The sequence below is a fragment of the Curtobacterium sp. MCBA15_013 genome (assembly GCF_001865095.1).
GTDB lineage: Bacteria > Actinomycetota > Actinomycetes > Actinomycetales > Microbacteriaceae > Curtobacterium.
Window position 1 is genome coordinate 97,959 of record NZ_MJGQ01000008.1, and the last position, 16,988, is coordinate 114,946.

18 protein-coding genes are annotated in these 16,988 nt (G+C 72.0%); 9 read left to right on the forward strand and 9 right to left on the reverse strand.

The genetic code is table 11. The features are described 5' to 3' along the window. Position 1: 1 nt before the first annotated feature. Positions 2–448, reverse strand: a complete 447-nt coding sequence (locus BIV01_RS06310) for a hypothetical protein (RefSeq protein ID WP_071302356.1) — start codon at positions 446–448, stop codon at positions 2–4. A gap of 136 nt (positions 449–584) precedes the next feature. On the opposite strand from BIV01_RS06310, the gene BIV01_RS06315 reads away from it, so the two are divergent. Together BIV01_RS06315 and BIV01_RS06320 are read left to right on the forward strand one after the other, a co-directional pair. Continuing rightward, positions 585–1,667, forward strand: coding sequence for a VanZ family protein (locus BIV01_RS06315; RefSeq protein ID WP_071302265.1), 1,083 nt, complete (start codon positions 585–587; stop codon positions 1,665–1,667). Positions 1,668–2,159: 492 nt separating this feature from the next. After that, complete coding sequence (locus BIV01_RS06320) at positions 2,160–2,813, forward strand: DUF1345 domain-containing protein (RefSeq protein WP_071302266.1); 654 nt, start codon at positions 2,160–2,162, stop codon at positions 2,811–2,813. Here BIV01_RS06320 and BIV01_RS06325 read toward each other — a convergent pair. Then, positions 2,806–3,738, reverse strand: coding sequence for an SDR family oxidoreductase (locus BIV01_RS06325; RefSeq protein ID WP_071302267.1), 933 nt, complete (start codon positions 3,736–3,738; stop codon positions 2,806–2,808). The two genes, BIV01_RS06320 and BIV01_RS06325, sit on opposite strands and share 8 nt — an antisense overlap. Before the next feature lie 127 nt (positions 3,739–3,865). Here BIV01_RS06325 and BIV01_RS06330 point away from each other — a divergent pair, with 127 nt between their 5' ends. Beyond that, complete coding sequence (locus tag BIV01_RS06330; RefSeq protein ID WP_071302268.1) at positions 3,866–4,708, forward strand: helix-turn-helix transcriptional regulator; 843 nt, start codon at positions 3,866–3,868, stop codon at positions 4,706–4,708. Positions 4,709–4,720: 12 nt separating this feature from the next. Here the strand turns inward: BIV01_RS06330 and BIV01_RS06335 are convergent, their stop codons facing one another. The 3 genes from BIV01_RS06335 to BIV01_RS06345 form a co-directional block, all read right to left on the reverse strand. Further along, the gene (locus BIV01_RS06335; RefSeq protein ID WP_071302269.1) at positions 4,721–5,539 is read right to left on the reverse strand and encodes an SDR family oxidoreductase; all 819 of its coding nucleotides are present in this window, start codon (positions 5,537–5,539) and stop codon (positions 4,721–4,723) included. A 113-nt stretch (positions 5,540–5,652) separates the two neighbouring features. After that, positions 5,653–6,006 carry a hypothetical protein gene (locus BIV01_RS06340; protein WP_071302270.1) on the reverse strand — a complete coding sequence of 118 codons (354 nt, stop codon included), beginning with the start codon at positions 6,004–6,006 and terminating at the stop codon, positions 5,653–5,655. 180 nt (positions 6,007–6,186) lie between these two features. After that, positions 6,187–6,627, reverse strand: a complete 441-nt coding sequence (locus tag BIV01_RS06345; protein ID WP_071302271.1) for a VOC family protein — start codon at positions 6,625–6,627, stop codon at positions 6,187–6,189. Positions 6,628–6,687: 60 nt separating this feature from the next. Here BIV01_RS06345 and BIV01_RS06350 point away from each other — a divergent pair, with 60 nt between their 5' ends. Both BIV01_RS06350 and BIV01_RS06355 read left to right on the forward strand, forming a co-directional pair. After that, complete coding sequence (locus BIV01_RS06350; RefSeq protein ID WP_071302272.1) at positions 6,688–7,722, forward strand: nitrilase-related carbon-nitrogen hydrolase; 1,035 nt, start codon at positions 6,688–6,690, stop codon at positions 7,720–7,722. Next, entirely contained in the window at positions 7,719–8,738 is a 1,020-nt protein-coding gene (locus BIV01_RS06355; RefSeq protein WP_071302273.1) for an agmatine deiminase family protein, read from the forward strand. The genes BIV01_RS06350 and BIV01_RS06355 overlap by 4 nt, the downstream gene beginning before the upstream one ends. Positions 8,739–8,741: 3 nt before the next feature. Here the strand turns inward: BIV01_RS06355 and BIV01_RS06360 are convergent, their stop codons facing one another. Further along, positions 8,742–9,866: an alpha/beta hydrolase gene (locus BIV01_RS06360; protein ID WP_071302274.1), complete on the reverse strand. Its 1,125-nt coding sequence runs from the start codon at positions 9,864–9,866 to the stop codon at positions 8,742–8,744. Between the two features lie 303 nt (positions 9,867–10,169). Between BIV01_RS06360 and BIV01_RS06365 the strand changes: the two genes are divergently transcribed. Further along, positions 10,170–11,582, forward strand: coding sequence for an APC family permease (locus tag BIV01_RS06365; RefSeq protein WP_071302275.1), 1,413 nt, complete (start codon positions 10,170–10,172; stop codon positions 11,580–11,582). 17 nt (positions 11,583–11,599) lie between these two features. Further along, the gene (locus BIV01_RS06370) at positions 11,600–12,985 is read left to right on the forward strand and encodes an NAD-dependent succinate-semialdehyde dehydrogenase (protein WP_071302276.1); all 1,386 of its coding nucleotides are present in this window, start codon (positions 11,600–11,602) and stop codon (positions 12,983–12,985) included. 75 nt (positions 12,986–13,060) lie between these two features. On the opposite strand, the gene glgX is transcribed toward BIV01_RS06370, so the two are convergent. Then, positions 13,061–15,079, reverse strand: coding sequence for a glycogen debranching protein GlgX (gene glgX, locus BIV01_RS06375; RefSeq protein ID WP_071302277.1), 2,019 nt, complete (start codon positions 15,077–15,079; stop codon positions 13,061–13,063). Between the two features lie 98 nt (positions 15,080–15,177). On the opposite strand from glgX, the gene BIV01_RS06380 reads away from it, so the two are divergent. Next, entirely contained in the window at positions 15,178–15,630 is a 453-nt protein-coding gene (locus BIV01_RS06380) for a hypothetical protein (RefSeq protein ID WP_071302278.1), read from the forward strand. A gap of 22 nt (positions 15,631–15,652) precedes the next feature. Here the strand turns inward: BIV01_RS06380 and BIV01_RS19690 are convergent, their stop codons facing one another. Next, positions 15,653–15,805, reverse strand: coding sequence for a hypothetical protein (locus tag BIV01_RS19690; protein ID WP_175473650.1), 153 nt, complete (start codon positions 15,803–15,805; stop codon positions 15,653–15,655). A gap of 52 nt (positions 15,806–15,857) precedes the next feature. Further along, positions 15,858–16,352: a GNAT family N-acetyltransferase gene (locus BIV01_RS06385; RefSeq protein ID WP_071302279.1), complete on the reverse strand. Its 495-nt coding sequence runs from the start codon at positions 16,350–16,352 to the stop codon at positions 15,858–15,860. A gap of 54 nt (positions 16,353–16,406) precedes the next feature. Between BIV01_RS06385 and BIV01_RS06390 the strand changes: the two genes are divergently transcribed. Continuing rightward, positions 16,407–16,937, forward strand: a complete 531-nt coding sequence (locus BIV01_RS06390) for a GNAT family N-acetyltransferase (RefSeq protein WP_071302280.1) — start codon at positions 16,407–16,409, stop codon at positions 16,935–16,937. The last annotated feature ends 51 nt before the right edge of the window (positions 16,938–16,988 follow it).

Here is a 16,988-nt window from a genome sequence, read left to right on the forward strand (position 1 = left end):
GTCAGTCGAAGGCCGGGGTGTCCGCCGAGCACCGCACCGCGTCGCCCGGCTGCGCCGACGTCTCGCTCGCGATCTCGCGCTTCCCGTCGAGCAGGATCCGGCACGTCGCCGTGGCCCCGGCGCCCGGCGTCGCCCGCACCGACGCCCGCTGCTCGGCGAGGACGATCGCGTCGTGCTCCCAGCGCGACCCGTCGCCGTCCGGTGTTCCGGTCTCCTGCGCGTCGAGCCGGTGCACCGCGGGCGCTTCGCCCCGTCGCTCGGCACCCTCGACCCGCACGTCGGTGAGGGCGGCCCCGCTCGGCTGGTCGACGCGGACCTCGTAGGTCACGGACCAGGCATCGCCCGCCTGCTGCTGGACGAAGCTGCACCCGGTCGCGAACACCGCGACGGAGCCGGCGACCACGGCGGCGGCGAGGAGACGGACGGTGGGTCGGTTGCGTTCGGACATGCCACCAGCCTGCGCACCGAGCGCCCGCGGATCGTCCCCCGGGCGACGCGACCCCGTGCGACGTCGGATCGATCCCGGGTCCTCCGAGCGGTTGACATCGGCTCCGTCCGCCCGCGCGGTCAGTACCGTCGACCGCATGGGAACCGTGCTGCCAGGCGTGATCGCGTTCGTCGTCGGGGTCGTCCTCGCCGTCGGTGCGCTCGTGCCGTGGACGGCGTGGGAGTACCGCCGTCACGGACAGCTCGGCTTCCGACGCTCGCTCGTCGCGTTCGGCACGCTCGTCTACGCCCTCGCGCTCGTCACCTACACGCTGCTGCCGCTGCCCGACGACGTCGCGACGATGTGCCGGAACGCGGCCTCGCCGCAGCTGACGCCGTTCGCGTTCCTCGGGGACGTCGCGAAGGAGGGCGGGATCTCCGGACCCCGGTCACTGCTGTCCAACCCCGCGTCGGCGCAGGTCCTGTTCAACGTGCTGCTCTTCGTGCCCCTCGGCGCACTCGCCCGGCACGCGGTCGCGCGGAAGCGCGTGTTCGCCGGCCTGCTCGTCGGGCTCGGCGCCGGGTTCGTGGTGTCCCTGCTCATCGAGACGACGCAGCTCACCGGCGACTGGTTCCTCTACCCGTGCTCGTACCGCCTCTTCGACGTCGACGACCTGCTCGCGAACACGACCGGCGCCGTGGTCGGCACGCTCCTCGCCCCGCTCGTGGGACTGCTCGCCGGGTCGGGGCGGACCACCGACGCGGACGCCCCACGCCCGGTCACCGCGGCACGACGGTTCTCCGGCATGCTCGCCGACGTGCTGGCGATCTGGCTCCTGTCCGGCACGCTGAGCGTCGGGACCGCCCTGGTGTGGGCGATCGCCGGGCGGGACGACCAGGACCCGGTGCTCGGCACGCTCATCACCGCCGGTGCACTGGTCGCCCCGTTCGCACAGCTCGTGGTCGTGCTCGCGACGGGCCGGACCCTCGGTGAGCACGTCGTCCGGCTCCGTCCGGCCCCGACACCGGGGACCGGGAGGCGCGTGGTGCGCTGGGCGCTCGGCTCCGGCGGGTGGGCGGCACTGCTCGCCGTGGACGTCCCGTTCTCCGCGTTCCTCGCCTTCGTGCTCGCGGTGACGTCGGTCATCGCGGTGTGGGCGACCCGCGGCCGGCGCGGGTTCGCGCTCGCGGTGATCCGGGCGGAGGTCGAGGACGACCGGGTGCCGGCGCGGGTCGGCTGAGCGGGTCCGACGGGTGCCCCGCGCCGGCAAGAGCGCGGGACACCCTGGGCTCAACCCTTGCGCCACACGTCGTGCAGGAACCGGGCCAGGGTCACGAGCAACGTCGCGATCCCCAACCACGGCACCTGACGGCGTCGACGCGGTTCGTCGTCGGAGGACATCCGAACCACCTTCCGTGTCAGCGCCGGCGGACACGAAGAGCAGGGGCCGAGGGACGTGCGACCCGACGGTGATCGGGCTACACTGGTTCCGAGTTCAAGCTCGGGACGCATCGTGTCCCTCGTTCTCCACTCGGAGAGCAAATCGAAGCCCATCGCTGTTTCCCCAGCGGTGGGCTTCATCCTTGCTCGGGCCACGCTCCGGCGGTGACGCGGCCCGCCACCAGCCTACTGATGTTCCATGTTCCGGTGAGAGCGACACGGGGGTCGTACTGACCGGACCCTCACGGGTCGCTCGGGCCCGGAACGGTGTTCGAGTGCCACACTCGGAGCCGTGACGACGACGCGGACCACACCCCGGCACGAGCACCGCGGGCCGGTCGCCGTCGCCGTGCTGGTGAACCTCGCGCTGAGCCTGTTCCTGCCCGACGAGGTCCTGTTCTTCCCGTCCTGGGTGGTCCCGCTCCTCGGGGTGCTGCTCCTCACCCCGCTCATCGTGTTCAACCCTCGGCGGCTGACCCGTGAGACCACCTGGTCGCGGTGGCTGTCCACGGGCCTCGCGGTCCTGCTGACCGTCGCGAACCAGCTGACCGTCGTCCGCACGATCGACGAGCTGCTGCACGGGCACCCCGACGGCGGCGCGGTGCTCCTGATCGCCCTGCAGGTCTGGGTGAGCAGCATCATCGCGTTCGGGCTCGTGTACTGGGAGCTCGACCGTGGCGGCCCCGTCGCCCGACGGCAGCCGGGGCTGTGGGTGACCGACCGCGCCGACTTCCAGTTCCCGCAGGAGACCGACCCGAAGACAGCGGCCTGGCGGCCGGTGTACCTCGACTACCTCTACGTCGCGCTGACGAACATGATGGCGTTCAGCCCGACGGACACGATGCCGATGACCATCCGGGCGAAGATGATCATGGCCTACCAGTCGATCGGCGGGTTCATCCTGCTGGCGCTCGTGATCTCTCGCGCGGTGAACATCATCAGCTGACCGAACTCCCGACGAGCGACTCCGACACGTCCCAGAGCCGAGCGGCGTCCTCGTCACGGAGCAACGGCGCCCACGGCTTCCGACGGCCGGCCGGTCCGCCGAGCTGCCCGGGTCCGGTCGGACCGACGAAGCCTCCGTCGAGGTCCGCGTCGGTCGACGCGAGCAGGGCCGGCTCCGCCGCCGAGGCCGGTGTGCCGACGAGGAGCCCGCGCGCCGACAGCCAGCGGATCAGCCGGACGGCCACGGTGTCGCCCGAGCGTCCGATCTCCGGTCGTGCGGCGAGCAGGCTCGTGGGTGCGACGCCGGGGTGGCTGACCGCACTCGTGATCCCCCACCCACCGGCCCGGCTCCTCCGACCGAGCTCGAGGGCGAAGAGCGCGCACGCGAGCTTCGACTGCCCGTACGCCCGCGCGACGTCGTAGTCCAGCTCGGACTGCAGGTCGTCCCACCGGATCGAGGCACGCTGCGCCGCCACGCTGGACTGCATCACGACCCGACCGTTCGCGGCACGGAGCAGGGGGAGCAGGGCGCCGACGAGTGCGACGTGCCCGAGGTGGTTCGTGCCGAACTGCAGCTCGAAGCCGTCCCGGGTCGTCTGCCGCTCCGGCGGGTTCATCACGCCGGCGTTCCCCACGAACACGTCGATCGGCGTGCCCTCGGACCGCATCCGCTCCCCGAGCGTCGACACGGACTCCAGCGAGGACAGGTCCAGGTCCTCGAGCAGCACGGATGCATCCGGGTGCTGCGCGGTGATCCGGGCGACGGCCGCCGCTCCCTTGTCGCGGTTGCGCACCGGCACGACCACCTCCGCCCCGGCGCCGGCGAAGCGCGCGGCGATCTCCAGTCCGATGCCGTCGCTCGCTCCGGTCACCAGGACCCGGCGCCCGCCGAGGTCCGGGAGGGTGAGTCGTTCGTTCCGTGCCATGGTCCGCCTCTTCCGTCGTGGTGAGCACCCGATCCGGCACCCGAGACGATCGTCGCCGCGTCGTGCACACGCAACCACGGCCTGACGATCCGTGGCTGCGGTCGACGCCCCGGGAGAGGATGGGCGCATGATCGACCGAGCGTCCCTCGCGGACTTCCTCCGCAGCCGTCGGACGGCCCTGCAGCCCGAGGACGTCGGCCTGCCCCGGGGCCAGCGCCGTCGCACGAGCGGGCTGCGGCGCGAGGAGGCGGCGCTGCTGAGCAACATGTCCGTCGACTACTACGCGCGGCTGGAGCGGGAGCGCGGACCGCAGCCGTCCGACCAGATGCTCGCGTCGATCGCGCAGGGCCTGCGCCTCACGATCGCGGAGCGCGACCACCTCTTCCGCCTCGCCGGACACGAGCCCCCGACCGCGGCGTCCGGCGGCGACCACGTCAGCCCCGGCATGATGCGCATCTTCGACCGACTCGCCGACAGCCCGGCCGAGATCGTCACCGAGCTGGGCGAGACGCTGCAGCAGACCTCCCTCGCCGCCGAACTCACCGGTGACGCCAGCGGCCGACGGGGCGACGACCGGAGCATCGGGTACCGGTGGTTCGCCGACCCGGCGTCCCGGGACGTCCACCCGGTCGAAGACCACCCCTTCCTGTCCCGGATGTACGCCTCGGGTCTCCGCACCGTCATCGCTCGCCGCGGACCCGACTCCCGGGCCGCACACCTGGCCGAACGGCTGCTCGCGACGAGCGAGGAGTTCCGCGAGGTCTGGGCGCGCCACGAGGTCGGCATCCGCCCGCGTGACGTGAAGACCTACCGCCACCCCGAGGTCGGGCTGCTCACCCTGCAGTGCCAGGTGCTGCAGGACCCCGACAGCTCGCAGAACCTGCTCGTGTACACCGCCGAACCCGGCAGCGAGACCGCCGAGCGACTCCGGCTGCTCGCCGTGGTCGGCTCGGCGGTCGGTCGCGCCTGACCTCGGAGGTCGTCAGGCGCCGTGTGCCTCCTCGGCCACCGGCTGCCACTCGCGCCAGGTCGCCAACCGCGACTCGTAGTCACGCTCCGCGATGCCGAGCGGCGCCTTCCCGAAGAACACCCGCAGCGGCGGCTCGTCCGCGTCGACGACCTTCAGGATCGCCGACCGGGTGGCCTCCGGCTTGCCCGGGTCGGCAGCGGACGGGCGCTTGGACGCGGCCTCGCGCACGTCGGCGTAGGCGGCGATCTCCTCGCTGTGCTTCGAGGACGGACCGGACCAGTCCGTCGAGAACCCACCGGGCTCGACGAGGGTGACGTGGATGCCGAAGCCCGCGACCTCCTGGGACAGCGACTGCGAGATCCCCTCGAGCGCCCACTTCGACGCGTGGTACGCCCCGACCGTCGGGAACGCACTGATCCCGCCGATGCTCGACACCTGGATGATGTGTCCGGACCCCTGCTCGCGCATGATCGGCAGCGCCGCCTGGGTGACCCAGAGCGCACCGAACAGGTTCGTCTCGAGCTGCGCGCGCACCTCGTCCTCGGTGAGCTCCTCGACCATGCCGAAGTGGCCGTAGCCGGCGTTGTTGACGACGACGTCGAGGGAGCCGAAGTGCTCGGCGGCACGCTGGACCGCGGCGATGTCGGCTGCACGGTCGGTGACGTCGAGCTGCAGCGCGAGGAACGTGTCCGGGTACTGGTCGACGAGGTCGTGCACGTCGTCGGGGTTGCGGGCGGTCCCGGCGACGGAGTCCCCGCGCTCGAGTGCCGCTTCCGTCCACTCGCGGCCGAAGCCCTTGGACGCGCCGGTGATGAACCAGGTCTTGCTCATGTGTCCTCCTGTTGTCTGACCGGATCAGCCAACGCCCGGGGCACGGGTGTCACCTCGATGCCCGGGGGACGCGCGCGCCGACCGGACAGCCGCCGCCGGTCAGCCGCCGCCGGTCAGCCGATGGAGCGGTCGATCGCGAGGAGCCCGAGCAGGAAGACGGCGATGATCGACCCGAGACCGATCGTCGGCGTCCACACCCGCCGCCGCAGTGTCGGAGCCCCCGCGGCGCCGAGGGTCCACGTGGTGATCGAGATCGCGAGCGACACGAGGGGCACGACGATCAGCGCAGTCTCCCCGACCCCGTACGAGCACCGCATCGCGTCGACCGAGGCGCACGGCTCGTACAGCGTCTGGGCGACTAGCATCCCGAAGAACGTCGAGAAGGACGCGAGCACCTCGACGAACACGAGGAAGACGAACGCGACCCCCAGTGCCCGTCCACCGCGGCGGCGGAGGCCCTGGGTCACGACCGGGTCCAGCTCCGCGTCGCGTACCAGGCGATGACGCCGAGGAACGGTGCGACGAGCAGGGCGACGAGGGAGAGGGAGGCTCCGGTCCCCATCAGGTTGTCGAGCATGCCGTGATGCTCCCAGGACGGCGACGGCGCGGACAGCCCCTCTTGGCGTGACACACCCGCCGAACGACCGTCAGGGACGGGGCGCCGCGAACTCCAGGTTGACGTCGTCCGGGTCCTGCACGGACAGGATCACGACCCCGAACGGCGGCAGGTCGGTCACCTCGCCGTGCTCGATCCCCGCCGCGTCGAGCCGGCCCACCGCGGCGTGCAGCTCGTCGACCGATGCCACCCGGAACGACACGTGGTCGAGGCCGACCCGGTCGGCGTCGAACCGGTCCCCCGCCGGCGCGACCGGCCGCAGGCCCAGCGTCTGCCCACCGAACGTGAAGGAGCACCCGCCGTAGGTCCGCCACGGGTCGTCGTGGATCGTCGGGTCGTCGACCTGGTCGCTGAAGTCGCTCCCCGGTGGCATCCCGAACAACTGCTCGTAGAAGGCCTTGCTGCGTCGGATGTCGGTGACCGTCAACCGGACGTGCGAGAAGCCGAGCGGCGTGACGATGGGTTCGCTCATTCGTCCACACAACACCTCGAGGGGGTTGCGCTCGTTGATCGTGCGATCAACAATGGCGTCATGGACGTCATCACCGGCACACCGCAGCCGTCTCCCCTGCACGAGGACACCGGCCGACCCCGACGCCGCGTGCGCGCCGGCCTCGTGCAGTCCCGGTGGCTCGAGGATCCCGCTGCCCACCGTGCCCAGCTCGCGGACGGCATCGCGACGGCAGCGGCGAACGGCGCCACCGCGGTGTTCCTCCCCGAGCTGACGCTCTCGCGCTACCCGGGCGACACCCCCGCGACCGGCGCACCGAAGGAGTCGGCCGAGTCGCTCGAGGACGGCCCGACGGTCGTCTTCGCTCGCGCCCAGGCGGCGGAGCACGGGGTGTTCGTGCACGCCTCGCTGTACGAGCGTCCGGCCGCCGACGACCGGCCCGAGGACCCGCGCGGCTACAACACCGCCGTCCTCGTCGCCCCGGACGGCACGCTGGTCGGTCGGACGCGCAAGACGCACGTCCCGATCAGCGCCGGCTACCACGAGGACACGTACTTCCGCCCGGGTTCCGACGCCGACGCCTTCCCGGTGTACGAGCCGGCCGGACTCGGGGCCCGCGTGGGCCTGCCGACCTGCTGGGACGAGTGGTTCCCCGAGGTCGCGCGGTCGTACGGTCTCGCCGGCAGCGAGGTCCTCGCGTACCCGACGGCGATCGGGTCCGAGCCGTCGTTCCCCGCGTTCGACACCGCCGCGATCTGGCGGCAGGTCATCGTGGCGAACGGCATCACCTCGGGGCAGTTCATGGTGGTCCCGAACCGCTGGGGCGACGAGGGCGACATCACCTTCTACGGCTCGTCGTTCATCTCCGACCCGTTCGGCCGCGTCCTCGTCGAGGCACCGCGGGACGCGAGTGTCGTGCTCGTCGCGGACCTCGACCTCGACGCCCGCACGGAGTGGCTCCGGCTCTTCCCCTTCTACGTCACGCGCCGTCCGGACCTGTACGGCACGCTCGTCGCCCCCGTCGACGAGGAACGCCACGCGTACGGCGCACGCGACGCGATCGACGCGGCCATCGCCGTGGCGGCGACCCCCACCGGACGCGAGGTGCGCGCATGACCTGGGCCATGCCTCCCGAGACCGCCCCGCAGGAACGCACCTGGATGGCGTTCCCGCGGCCCGGGCTGACGCTCGGCGACGACCCGGCGAGCGCCGAGGCGGCGCGTGCCGTCTGGGCGGCGACCGCGAACGCGATCAGCGAGTACCAGGCCGTCACCGTGGTCGTCGACCCGGTCGCGCGCGACGACGCCCGACGCCTCCTGTCCGGCGCCGTGGACGTGCTCGAGGCGCCCCTCGACGACTTCTGGATGCGCGACATCGGTCCGACGTTCGTGGTCGACGACGTGACCGGGGCCCGTGGCGCGGTGGACTGGGTCTTCAACGGCTGGGGCGCGAACCCGTGGTCGACGTGGACGCGCGACGCCGAGGTCGCCGCCACCGTCGCCGCGGCCGCGGGCGTGGAACGGATCCCGTCACTGCTCGTGAACGAGGGCGGGGCGATCCACGTCGACGGGACCGGACGCGTCCTCGTCACCGAGACGGTCCAGCTCGATCCCCGACGGAACCCCTACGCCGACCGCGCGCGGGTGGAGCAGGAGCTGGCGCGGACGATCGGCGCGACCGACGTGGTCTGGCTGCCCCGTGGCCTCACCCGCGACTACGACGGCTTCGGCACCCGGGGGCACGTCGACATGGTGGCGACCTTCGCCGGCGCCGCGATGGACACCGTGCTGCTGCACGCCCAGCCGGACCCCGGCCACCCGGACCACGTCGTGATGCCGATCGTCCGACGGGCGATCGAGGAGGCCACGGACGCCACCATCGTCGAGCTGCCCGCACCCGCGACGCTCGCCGACGCCGACGGACCCGTCGACTGGAACTACGTGAACCACGTGGTGGTGAACGGCGCGGTGATCGCGTGCGGGTTCGGGGAGCCGGTGGCGGACGAGCGGGCGCGGGGGATCCTCGCGGACGTGTACCCGGGGCGGGAGGTGCGGACGATCGATGCGCGCGAGGTGTTCGCGCGGGGCGGTGGGCTGCACTGCATCACGCAGCAGGAGCCCGCAGCTCGGTAGACGTCAGGCCGCCGGCGCCCCGAGCCCCACCCGCGGCTGCAACCAGTCGAGCCCCGCGGCGAGCGCCGCCCGCGCCGTCACCCAGCTGTGCCGCCCACCCGGCACCACCCACGTGGCGACGTGCATCCCCGCGGCCCGGGCCCGCCCGGCCATCACGGGCATCACGGGCCCGTAGGTGGTGTCGAGGGCCCCGGCCGCGAAGAACGCGTTCGAGTCCCGGAACGGCGCACCGGCACGCAGCAGTGCCGCCGGCTGCGCCGCCGCCCACGCCGCGCGGTTCCCGGCGAAGCCCTCGTCGACGGTCTTCCTCTCGCTGCCGAGCGTGGGCCCGTCCTCGCCGGAGACGTCGATGAGGTTGCCGAACCGCGAGGGGTCCCCCGCCCCGAGCTGGATCGCGCACGTCCCACCCTGCGAGAACCCGCCGATGGTCCACGCGGAGGCCGCGGTCTGCACCCGCAGGTGGCTCGTCACCCACGCCGGGACGTCCTCGGTGAGGTAGGTCCGGCTGTTGCCGAGCGCCCCGTCGACGCACATCGGGTTCGCCGACCGCGGGCCGAGCTGGTCGGGGACGACCACGATCGGTGCGAGGCCACGGTCGACGGTCGCGAGCGCGTCCATCGTCTGCTCGATCGCCCCGCCGGTCTGCACGTCCTCGGGACCGGCTCCGCGGGACTGGCCGGACAGGAGCACGTCGACGGGCAGCGCCGGTGGGTCGGCGGTGAGCGCGGCCGGGGGCAGGTACAGCAGGGCCTGGCGTGCGACGAAGTGCGATCGCGTGGCCGGGATGGTCACCCGGAGCAGCCGCCCCTGCGTCGGCAGGTCGGCCGGAGCGGTCCACGTCCGCGCCAGGTCGACGCTCGCCGAAGCGGGAGTGGACCCGGGTGCCTCGGCAGCGGGGATCCCGCCGGCCGTGGTCGCGATCGGGGCGTGCGCGGAGGGGCGGACGCTCGGCACTGTCGTCGCGCGGGCCGTGGAGGCGCGGCTCGGCTCCGCGACGACGGCCCGCCCGGCAGCGGCGGAGCCCGTCCCACCCGCACCGGTCGCGTGGGCGATGCCCCACCCACCGGCCGCACCGAGCGCGAGGCCGACCACCAGCCCGGCGGCGATCAGCCCTCGTGTCCGTGTCATCGGTCGTCCTCGTCCGTCGGCGTCCGGCCCGGTGCCGGTCGTGCCGAGCCGATCGTAGGGAGCCGTGCCGGGAGTGCGCCCGCGGTTCCGGTCCCGTGGCTGAGCATCTTCCCGGCCGGTCCCAGGCTCCGGTCGGCAAGCGACACCGCGTACATCCCTGCCTCGCATCGTGTACTCCGTGGCGGGTCCGACGCTGCCCGCGGCGTCGGTATCGTCAGCGGATCGGTCCACCCGATCAGGTCCGCGCACCGCCGCGCGGACCCCGGCCCCCGCAGCTCCGGCTGCGAGCAGGAGGAACTCCCCATGGCGTCACCGACCATCGTCACCGCCCCGCCCGGCACCGCGCGCGGTGGGTCCCTGAAGCGGAGTCTCGGGCTGTGGGCGATCGTCGGACTCGGCCTCGGGTACATGACGCCGACCGTGGTGTTCGACACCTTCGGCATCGTCTCCGGTGAGACGAACGGCGCCGTGCCGAGTGCGTACCTCATCGCCCTCGTGATCATGCTCCTGACGGCGATCAGCTACGGGAAGATGGTCCGCGTCTACCCGGCCGCGGGATCGGCCTACACGTACGTGCGGGAGTCGATCCACCCGAACGCCGGCTTCATGGTCGGCTGGGCGTCCCTGCTCGACTACCTGCTGCTCCCGATGGTGAACGCGCTCATCATCCGCCTGTACCTCGAGCAGGTCTTCCCGGCACTGCCCGCGTGGGTGACGGTGGTCGTCTACACGGTGTTCGTCACGACGGTGATCTGCCTGTCGATGCGCGGGACGTCGAACCTCAACATGGTCCTGCTCATCGGGGCGGTCCTCGCGATGATCGCGTTCGTCGTCTTCGCCGTGATCGAACTCGTCGACGGTGCCGGTGCCGGCACGGTGGTCAGCGCCGAGCCCTTCGTGCACGACGGCGTGACGATGTCGGCGCTCCTCACCGGGGCGACCGTCGTGTGCTTCTCGTTCATCGGGTTCGACGCGGTGACGATGTACACGGAGGAGGCGAAGAGCATCCGCATCATGCCGAAGGCGATCCTGCTGACCGTCCTCATCGGCGGGCTCATCTTCCTCGTCTCGGCGTACTTCGCCCAGCTCCGCTTCCCGACCAACGCCCCGTTCGGCGAGTTCACCGACGACCCGCTGCCCCAGATCGGGCTGCTCGTCGGCGGCAGGGTGTTCCAGGCGATCCTCGTCGCCGCCGGGTTCGTCGCCGCGCTCGCCTCGGGCCTCGCCTCGCACGCCAGCGTCGCCCGCATGCTGCTCGTGATGGGCCGCAACAACGTCCTGCCGAAGAAGGTCTTCGGGTACGTGAGCCCGAGGACCCGCACACCCATCCCGAACGTCGTCATCGTCGGGGCGGTCACGCTCCTCGCGATGACGTTCTCGCTCGACACCATCTCGGCGTACATCAACTTCGGCGCCCTCATCGCGTTCACGTTCGTCAACCTGACGGTGATCGTGCACTTCGCCTGGCGCGAGGGTCGCCGGCACACCGCACGCGACCGGTTCGCCTTCATCGTCCTCCCCGGGGTCGCGATGCTGCTGACCGGTGTTCTCTGGTCTCAGCTGCACGCCGACGCCCTCATCGCCGGCGGCGTCTGGGCCGCGATCGGCTTCGTGTACCTGCTGGTGATCACGAAGGGGTTCCGGATCCAGCCGAAGGGCTTCGACGAGAACCAGCCCGTCACCGGCGTCAACAAGCAGCTGACCGACCAGGTCTGAACCACACAGGAGACACGATGAACGACACGGCCACCGTCTACGCGGTCACCGACCCGGCCACCGGCCAGACCCTCGCCACGTTCCCGACGATCACCGACGACGAGCTCCGCGCGGCGATCGACACCGCCGACCGCACGCACGCCCAGTGGTCGCGCACGAGCACCGTCGCCGACCGCGCCGCGCTGCTGCACCGCGTCGCCGAGCTGTACCGGGAGCGTCGGGACGGCCTCGCCGCCACGATCGTCCGCGAGATGGCGAAGCCCATCGACCAGGCCGTGGGCGAGGTCGACTTCTGCGCCGACATCTACGACTACTACGCGGACCACGCCGAGGAGTTCCTCGCCGACCAGCCGATCACCCTGGCGGACGGCAGCGAGGGCAGCGCGTTCATCCGGAAGTCCTCGATCGGCGTCCTGCTCGGCATCATGCCGTGGAACTTCCCCGCGTACCAGATCGCCCGGTTCGCCGGTCCGAACCTCGTCATCGGCAACACCGTCCTCCTCAAGCACGCCCCGCAGTGCCCGGAGTCCGCACTCGCGATCGAGCAGGTCTTCCACGACGCGGGCTTCCCTGAGGGCGCCTACACGAACGTCTTCGCCACGAACGACCAGGCGGCCGACGTCATCGCCGACCCGCGCGTCCAGGGCGTCTCCCTCACCGGCTCCGCACGCGCCGGTGCCGCCGTCGCGGAGATCGCCGGCCGCAACCTCACGAAGGTCGTCCTCGAGCTCGGCGGCTCGGACCCGTTCATCCTGCTGTCGACCGACGACCTCGACGCCGTGGTCGAATCAGCCGTCGCCACCCGCCTCGAGGGCAACGGGCAGGTCTGCAACGCCGCGAAGCGCTTCCTCGTCGCCGACCACCTGTACGACGACTTCCTGGCCAAGTTCACCGACGCGATGGCCGCGGTCTCACCCACCGACCCGACCACGCCCGGTGCCGAACTCGGTCCGCTGTCCTCCCCCGCCGCTGCCGACCGGCTGCAGGAGCAGCTCGCGGCCGCGACCGCCCAGGGCGCCACCGTCGTCACCGGCGGCCAGCGTCAGGGGAACGCCTTCACCCCGACGGTCCTGACCGGCGTCACGCCCGACAACGACGCGTACCGCGAGGAGTTCTTCGGCCCCGTCGCCGCCGTCTACCGGGTCGAGGACGAGGATGCCGCGATCACGATCGCGAACGACACCCCGTACGGCCTCGGCTCGTACCTCTTCACGACCGACGCCGAGCAGGCGCTGCGCGTCGCCGACCGCATCGAGGCCGGGATGGTCTACGTGAACATCGTCGGCGCGGACAGCCCGGAGCTCCCCTTCGGCGGCGTCAAGGCGAGCGGCTTCGGCCGCGAGCTCGGCCCGCTCGGGGCCGACGAGTTCGTCAACAAGAAGCTGATCCGCATCGGCGGCTGACGCCCGCGACCCGGCCCACGGGCGGACGGGAGGCGCGGTGCCGGCTGGCACCGCGCCTCCCGTCCGTCAGATGGTCTAGACCAGCGCCGTGAACGACGCGTCGCGCACCAGCACGGTCGCCGCGTCGTCGCCGACGGCCTGGTCCGGGTCGCTCGACAGCCCGAGGGACCAGCGCCCGCCACCCGGCTTCTCCGGCAGGGTGAACTCGACGGTGGTCTCCGACGCGTTGAGCAGCACCGCCACGGTGTCGTCGCCCTGCTGCAGGACGAGCATGACCGCCCGGTTCCCGCCGTCTGCCCAGTCGGCGTCGTCGAACCCCTTCGCGTCGGCACGGAGCACGTCGACCGTGGACGCCGAGTCGCCCGGGGCCGTGCGGTACCACTCGGGACGCAGGGACACGTGGTCGCGGCGGAACGCGATGGCCTCGGTCGTGAAGGCGAGCAGGTCCCGGTCGGCCGCGGCCCAGTCGAACCACGAGATCTCGTCGTCCTGGCAGTAGGCGTTGTTGTTGCCTCCCTGCGACCGGGCGATCTCGTCGCCGCCGAGGATCATCGGCACGCCCGCCGACAGCAGCAGCGTGCCGAGGAAGTTGCGGCGCTGCCGGTTCCGGTAGTCGTTCACCACGCCGTCCTCGGTCGGACCCTCGACGCCGCCGTTGAACGAGGTGTTGTCGCTCTCGCCGTCGTTGTTGTCCTCGCCGTTCGCCTCGTTGTGCTTCTCGGCGTACATCGTGAGGTCCGCCAGGGTGAAACCGTCGTGGGCGGTGACGAAGTCGACCGAGCACAGCGGCGAGCGCCGTGACCCCTCGTAGACGTCCGGGCTGCCGAGCACGCGCTGCACGGCGTCGCCGAGGGTGCCCGAGTCGCCGCGCCAGAACGCGCGCAGGTCGTCGCGGTACTTGCCGTTCCACTCCGACCAGTCCGCCGGGAAGCCCCCGACCTGGTAGCCGGCGGTGTCCCACGGCTCGGCGATCATCTTCACCTCGCGGAGCACCGGGTCCTGGTGGATGATGTCGAGGAACGCCGAGTGCTTCTCCGCCTCGCCGCCCTGACGGGTCAGCGTCGTCGCGAGGTCGAAGCGGAAGCCGTCGACGTGCATCTCCTCGACCCAGTACCGGAGCGAGTCCATGACGAGGCCGAGCGCCGCGGGGTGCGACACGTTGAGGCTGTTGCCCGTGCCGGTCGTGTCGAAGTAGTTCGCCTCGTCGCCCTCGACCAGGCGGTAGTACGACTCGTTGTCGATGCCCTTGAACGAGAGCGTCGGGCCCATGTGGTTGCCCTCGGCCGTGTGGTTGTAGACGACGTCCATGATGACCTCGAGGCCGGCGGCGTGCAGGGCCTGCACCATCGCCTTGAACTCGGCGACCTGCTGGCCGGCGGTGCCGGACGACGAGTACTCGTCGTGAGGGGCGAAGAACCCGATGCTGTTGTAGCCCCAGTAGTTGCGGAGGCCCTTGTCGGCGAGGGTCGAGTCCTGCACGAACTGGTGCGTCGGCAGCAGCTCGACGGCGGTCACCCCGAGGTCGGTGAGGTGCTTGATCGCCGCCGGGTGCGCGAGTCCGGCGTACGTGCCGCGGATCTCCTCGGGCACGTCCGGGTGCTGCTTCGTGAAGCCCTTGACGTGGACCTCGTACACGACCGTGTCGGCGAGGGCCGTGCGGGGTCGCGCGTCGTCGCCCCAGTCGAAGTCGCGGTCAGCGACGACGGACTTCGGCATCGCAGCGGCCGAGTCGGTCTCGTCGATCCGCTCAGGGTCCTGCATGTCGTGGCCGAACAGTGCCTGGCCCCACTGGTACGTGCCGTCGACGGCAGTGGCGTACGGGTCGAGCAGCAGCTTCGCCGGGTTGTGGCGGAGGCCCTTCGCCGGGTCCCATGCGCCGTGGACGCGGAAGCCGTAGCGGGTCCCCACGGTCACGTCCGGGACGACGTCGTGGAAGGTGTAGCCGGTGCGGTTCGTGAGCTCGGTGCGGTGTTCGGTGCCGTCCTCGTCGAACCGGCAGAACTCGACGCGCTCGGCGGTGCTGGAGAAGAGAGCGACGTTCGCGCCGCCGTCGACGAGTGTCACGCCGAGCGGGGTGCGGGAAGAAGTGGTCATGTCGTCGTTCTACCGGTCGGCGACTGTGTCCCCGGCTCACCGACGTACCCCGTCGCCGAGCGTGGTGCGCAGCGCAACTCCGGTCCTAGGATCACCACGTGACCACCGGTGTCCCGCGCTCCCGCCCCGTCCTCGTGACCGCTGCCGTCGTGCTGTGGCTCGTGCTGTTCGCGTGCGACCTGGTCACACGGCTCGTGGACCTGCCCGGAACGGTGTCGTCCGGTGGCCCCTGGGCCCTCGTGCCGGTCGCCATCGGCCTGGCGATCCTCGGCTGGTTCGTGTTCGGTGCACTGCGCGTCGGCCGCGGCTCCGGACGCGCGCGGTTCTGGATGGCGGTGCTCGGTGTGGTCGGAGCCATCGGCGCCCTCCTGCCGCCGTACGGACTCACCACCGCGAACGGCGTACTGGGTGCCGTCGCCGCGTTCCTGCCGTACCTGCCCGCTGCTCGCGGGTACTTCCCGCCACGCCAACGCTCTGCTGCCCGGGTCGCGCAGCCGCGGGTGGTCGGTTGGGACCCGGACACCGGCGAGCCCATCCGCGCCGCCGACTGACGAGGGCGCGGACCAGACCGCGCTACTGCGGGTCGACCGGCTCGCCGCCCGAGTCGTGGTCGCTGTCCTGCTCCGGGTCCTTCGTGGCGTCGCCCGAGGGCGAGCCGTCCGGCAGGTCCTCGGTGTACTGCCGCTCGGCGTCGGTGGGGTCGCTGGTTCCGCTGGTGTCGCTCATGTCCCGGACCGTACGCGCGCGGCGTCCGGTGTCCGTCCAGGACGGGCGTCGCTCAGCGGACGAGCCGCACGGTGGAGCCGATCGGGCCGAAGCTCGACGTCGCGCCGTCCGGAGCGAATCCGTTCCGTCGGTAGAAGGCGTGCGCACGCGGGTTGTCCTCGGCGACCCACAGCGATGCCGGACGGTCACCGAGGACCGCGTCGAGGAGCGCTTGACCGCTGCCGTCACCGTGGGCGCGCCCGAGCACGTACAGCATCGTGAGTTCCTCGGGTCGGACGGCGTCGGGCTCGGGCGTCGCCTCCACCGCGGCGAAGCCGACGATCCCGTCAGCGCCGTCGGCCACCACGGCCGCGAACGTCCCCTGGGCGAGGTTCGCGCGCCACATGTCGAGTCGCCGTCCCAGGTCGAACCACGGGTCGGTCTCCGGATCGTCCACGAACCGGCCGTAGGTCTCGCGCCACGACGTGGTGTGCACGCGCGCGATCCCCTCGGCGTCGGCGATCGTCGCCGGGCGGATCACCACGGCCTCGTCGTGCGGGTCTCCCATGGGACGACCGTACCGGCCGCGCAGGGAGGCCGACCCGGACCGTAGGCTCGCCTCGTGCACCGACGCATCCGCTTCGCCCGGCCCGAGGACGCTCCCGCGGTCGAGCAGATCGAGAACGAGGCCGACCGGCTGTTCGACGACCGCTTCCGTCCGGAGACGTGGCCTCCGGCACCGACCGGCACCGAGCGGCTCGCCGAGCCGGGCTTCCTGCTGGTCGTCGAGGGCGACGACGGCGGGCCGGCGGGCTTCGTCCACGTGCTCGAGCGGGACGGCGTCTGCCACCTGGAGCAGCTCTCGGTGGCGCCCGGGCACGCGCGGCAGGGTCTCGGTCGAGCGCTGGTCGAGGCGGCGAAGGACGAGGCCCGAGCGCGCGGTCACGAGGCCATCACACTCCGGACCTACGCGGACGTGCCTTGGAACGCTCCCTTCTACGCGACCGCCGGGTTCGTCGAGCAAGCACCGTCGACGCCGTTCGACGACGGGCTGGTGGTGACCGAGGCACGGCTCGGGCTCGACCGGTACGGTCGCCGCGTCCAGATGGTCGCCTCCCTGACGGAGGCGGACGGCCTGGACCCACACCGATGACGGACGGGAGGCGCGGTGCCAGCCCGCACCGCGCCTCCCGTCCGTCTCGGC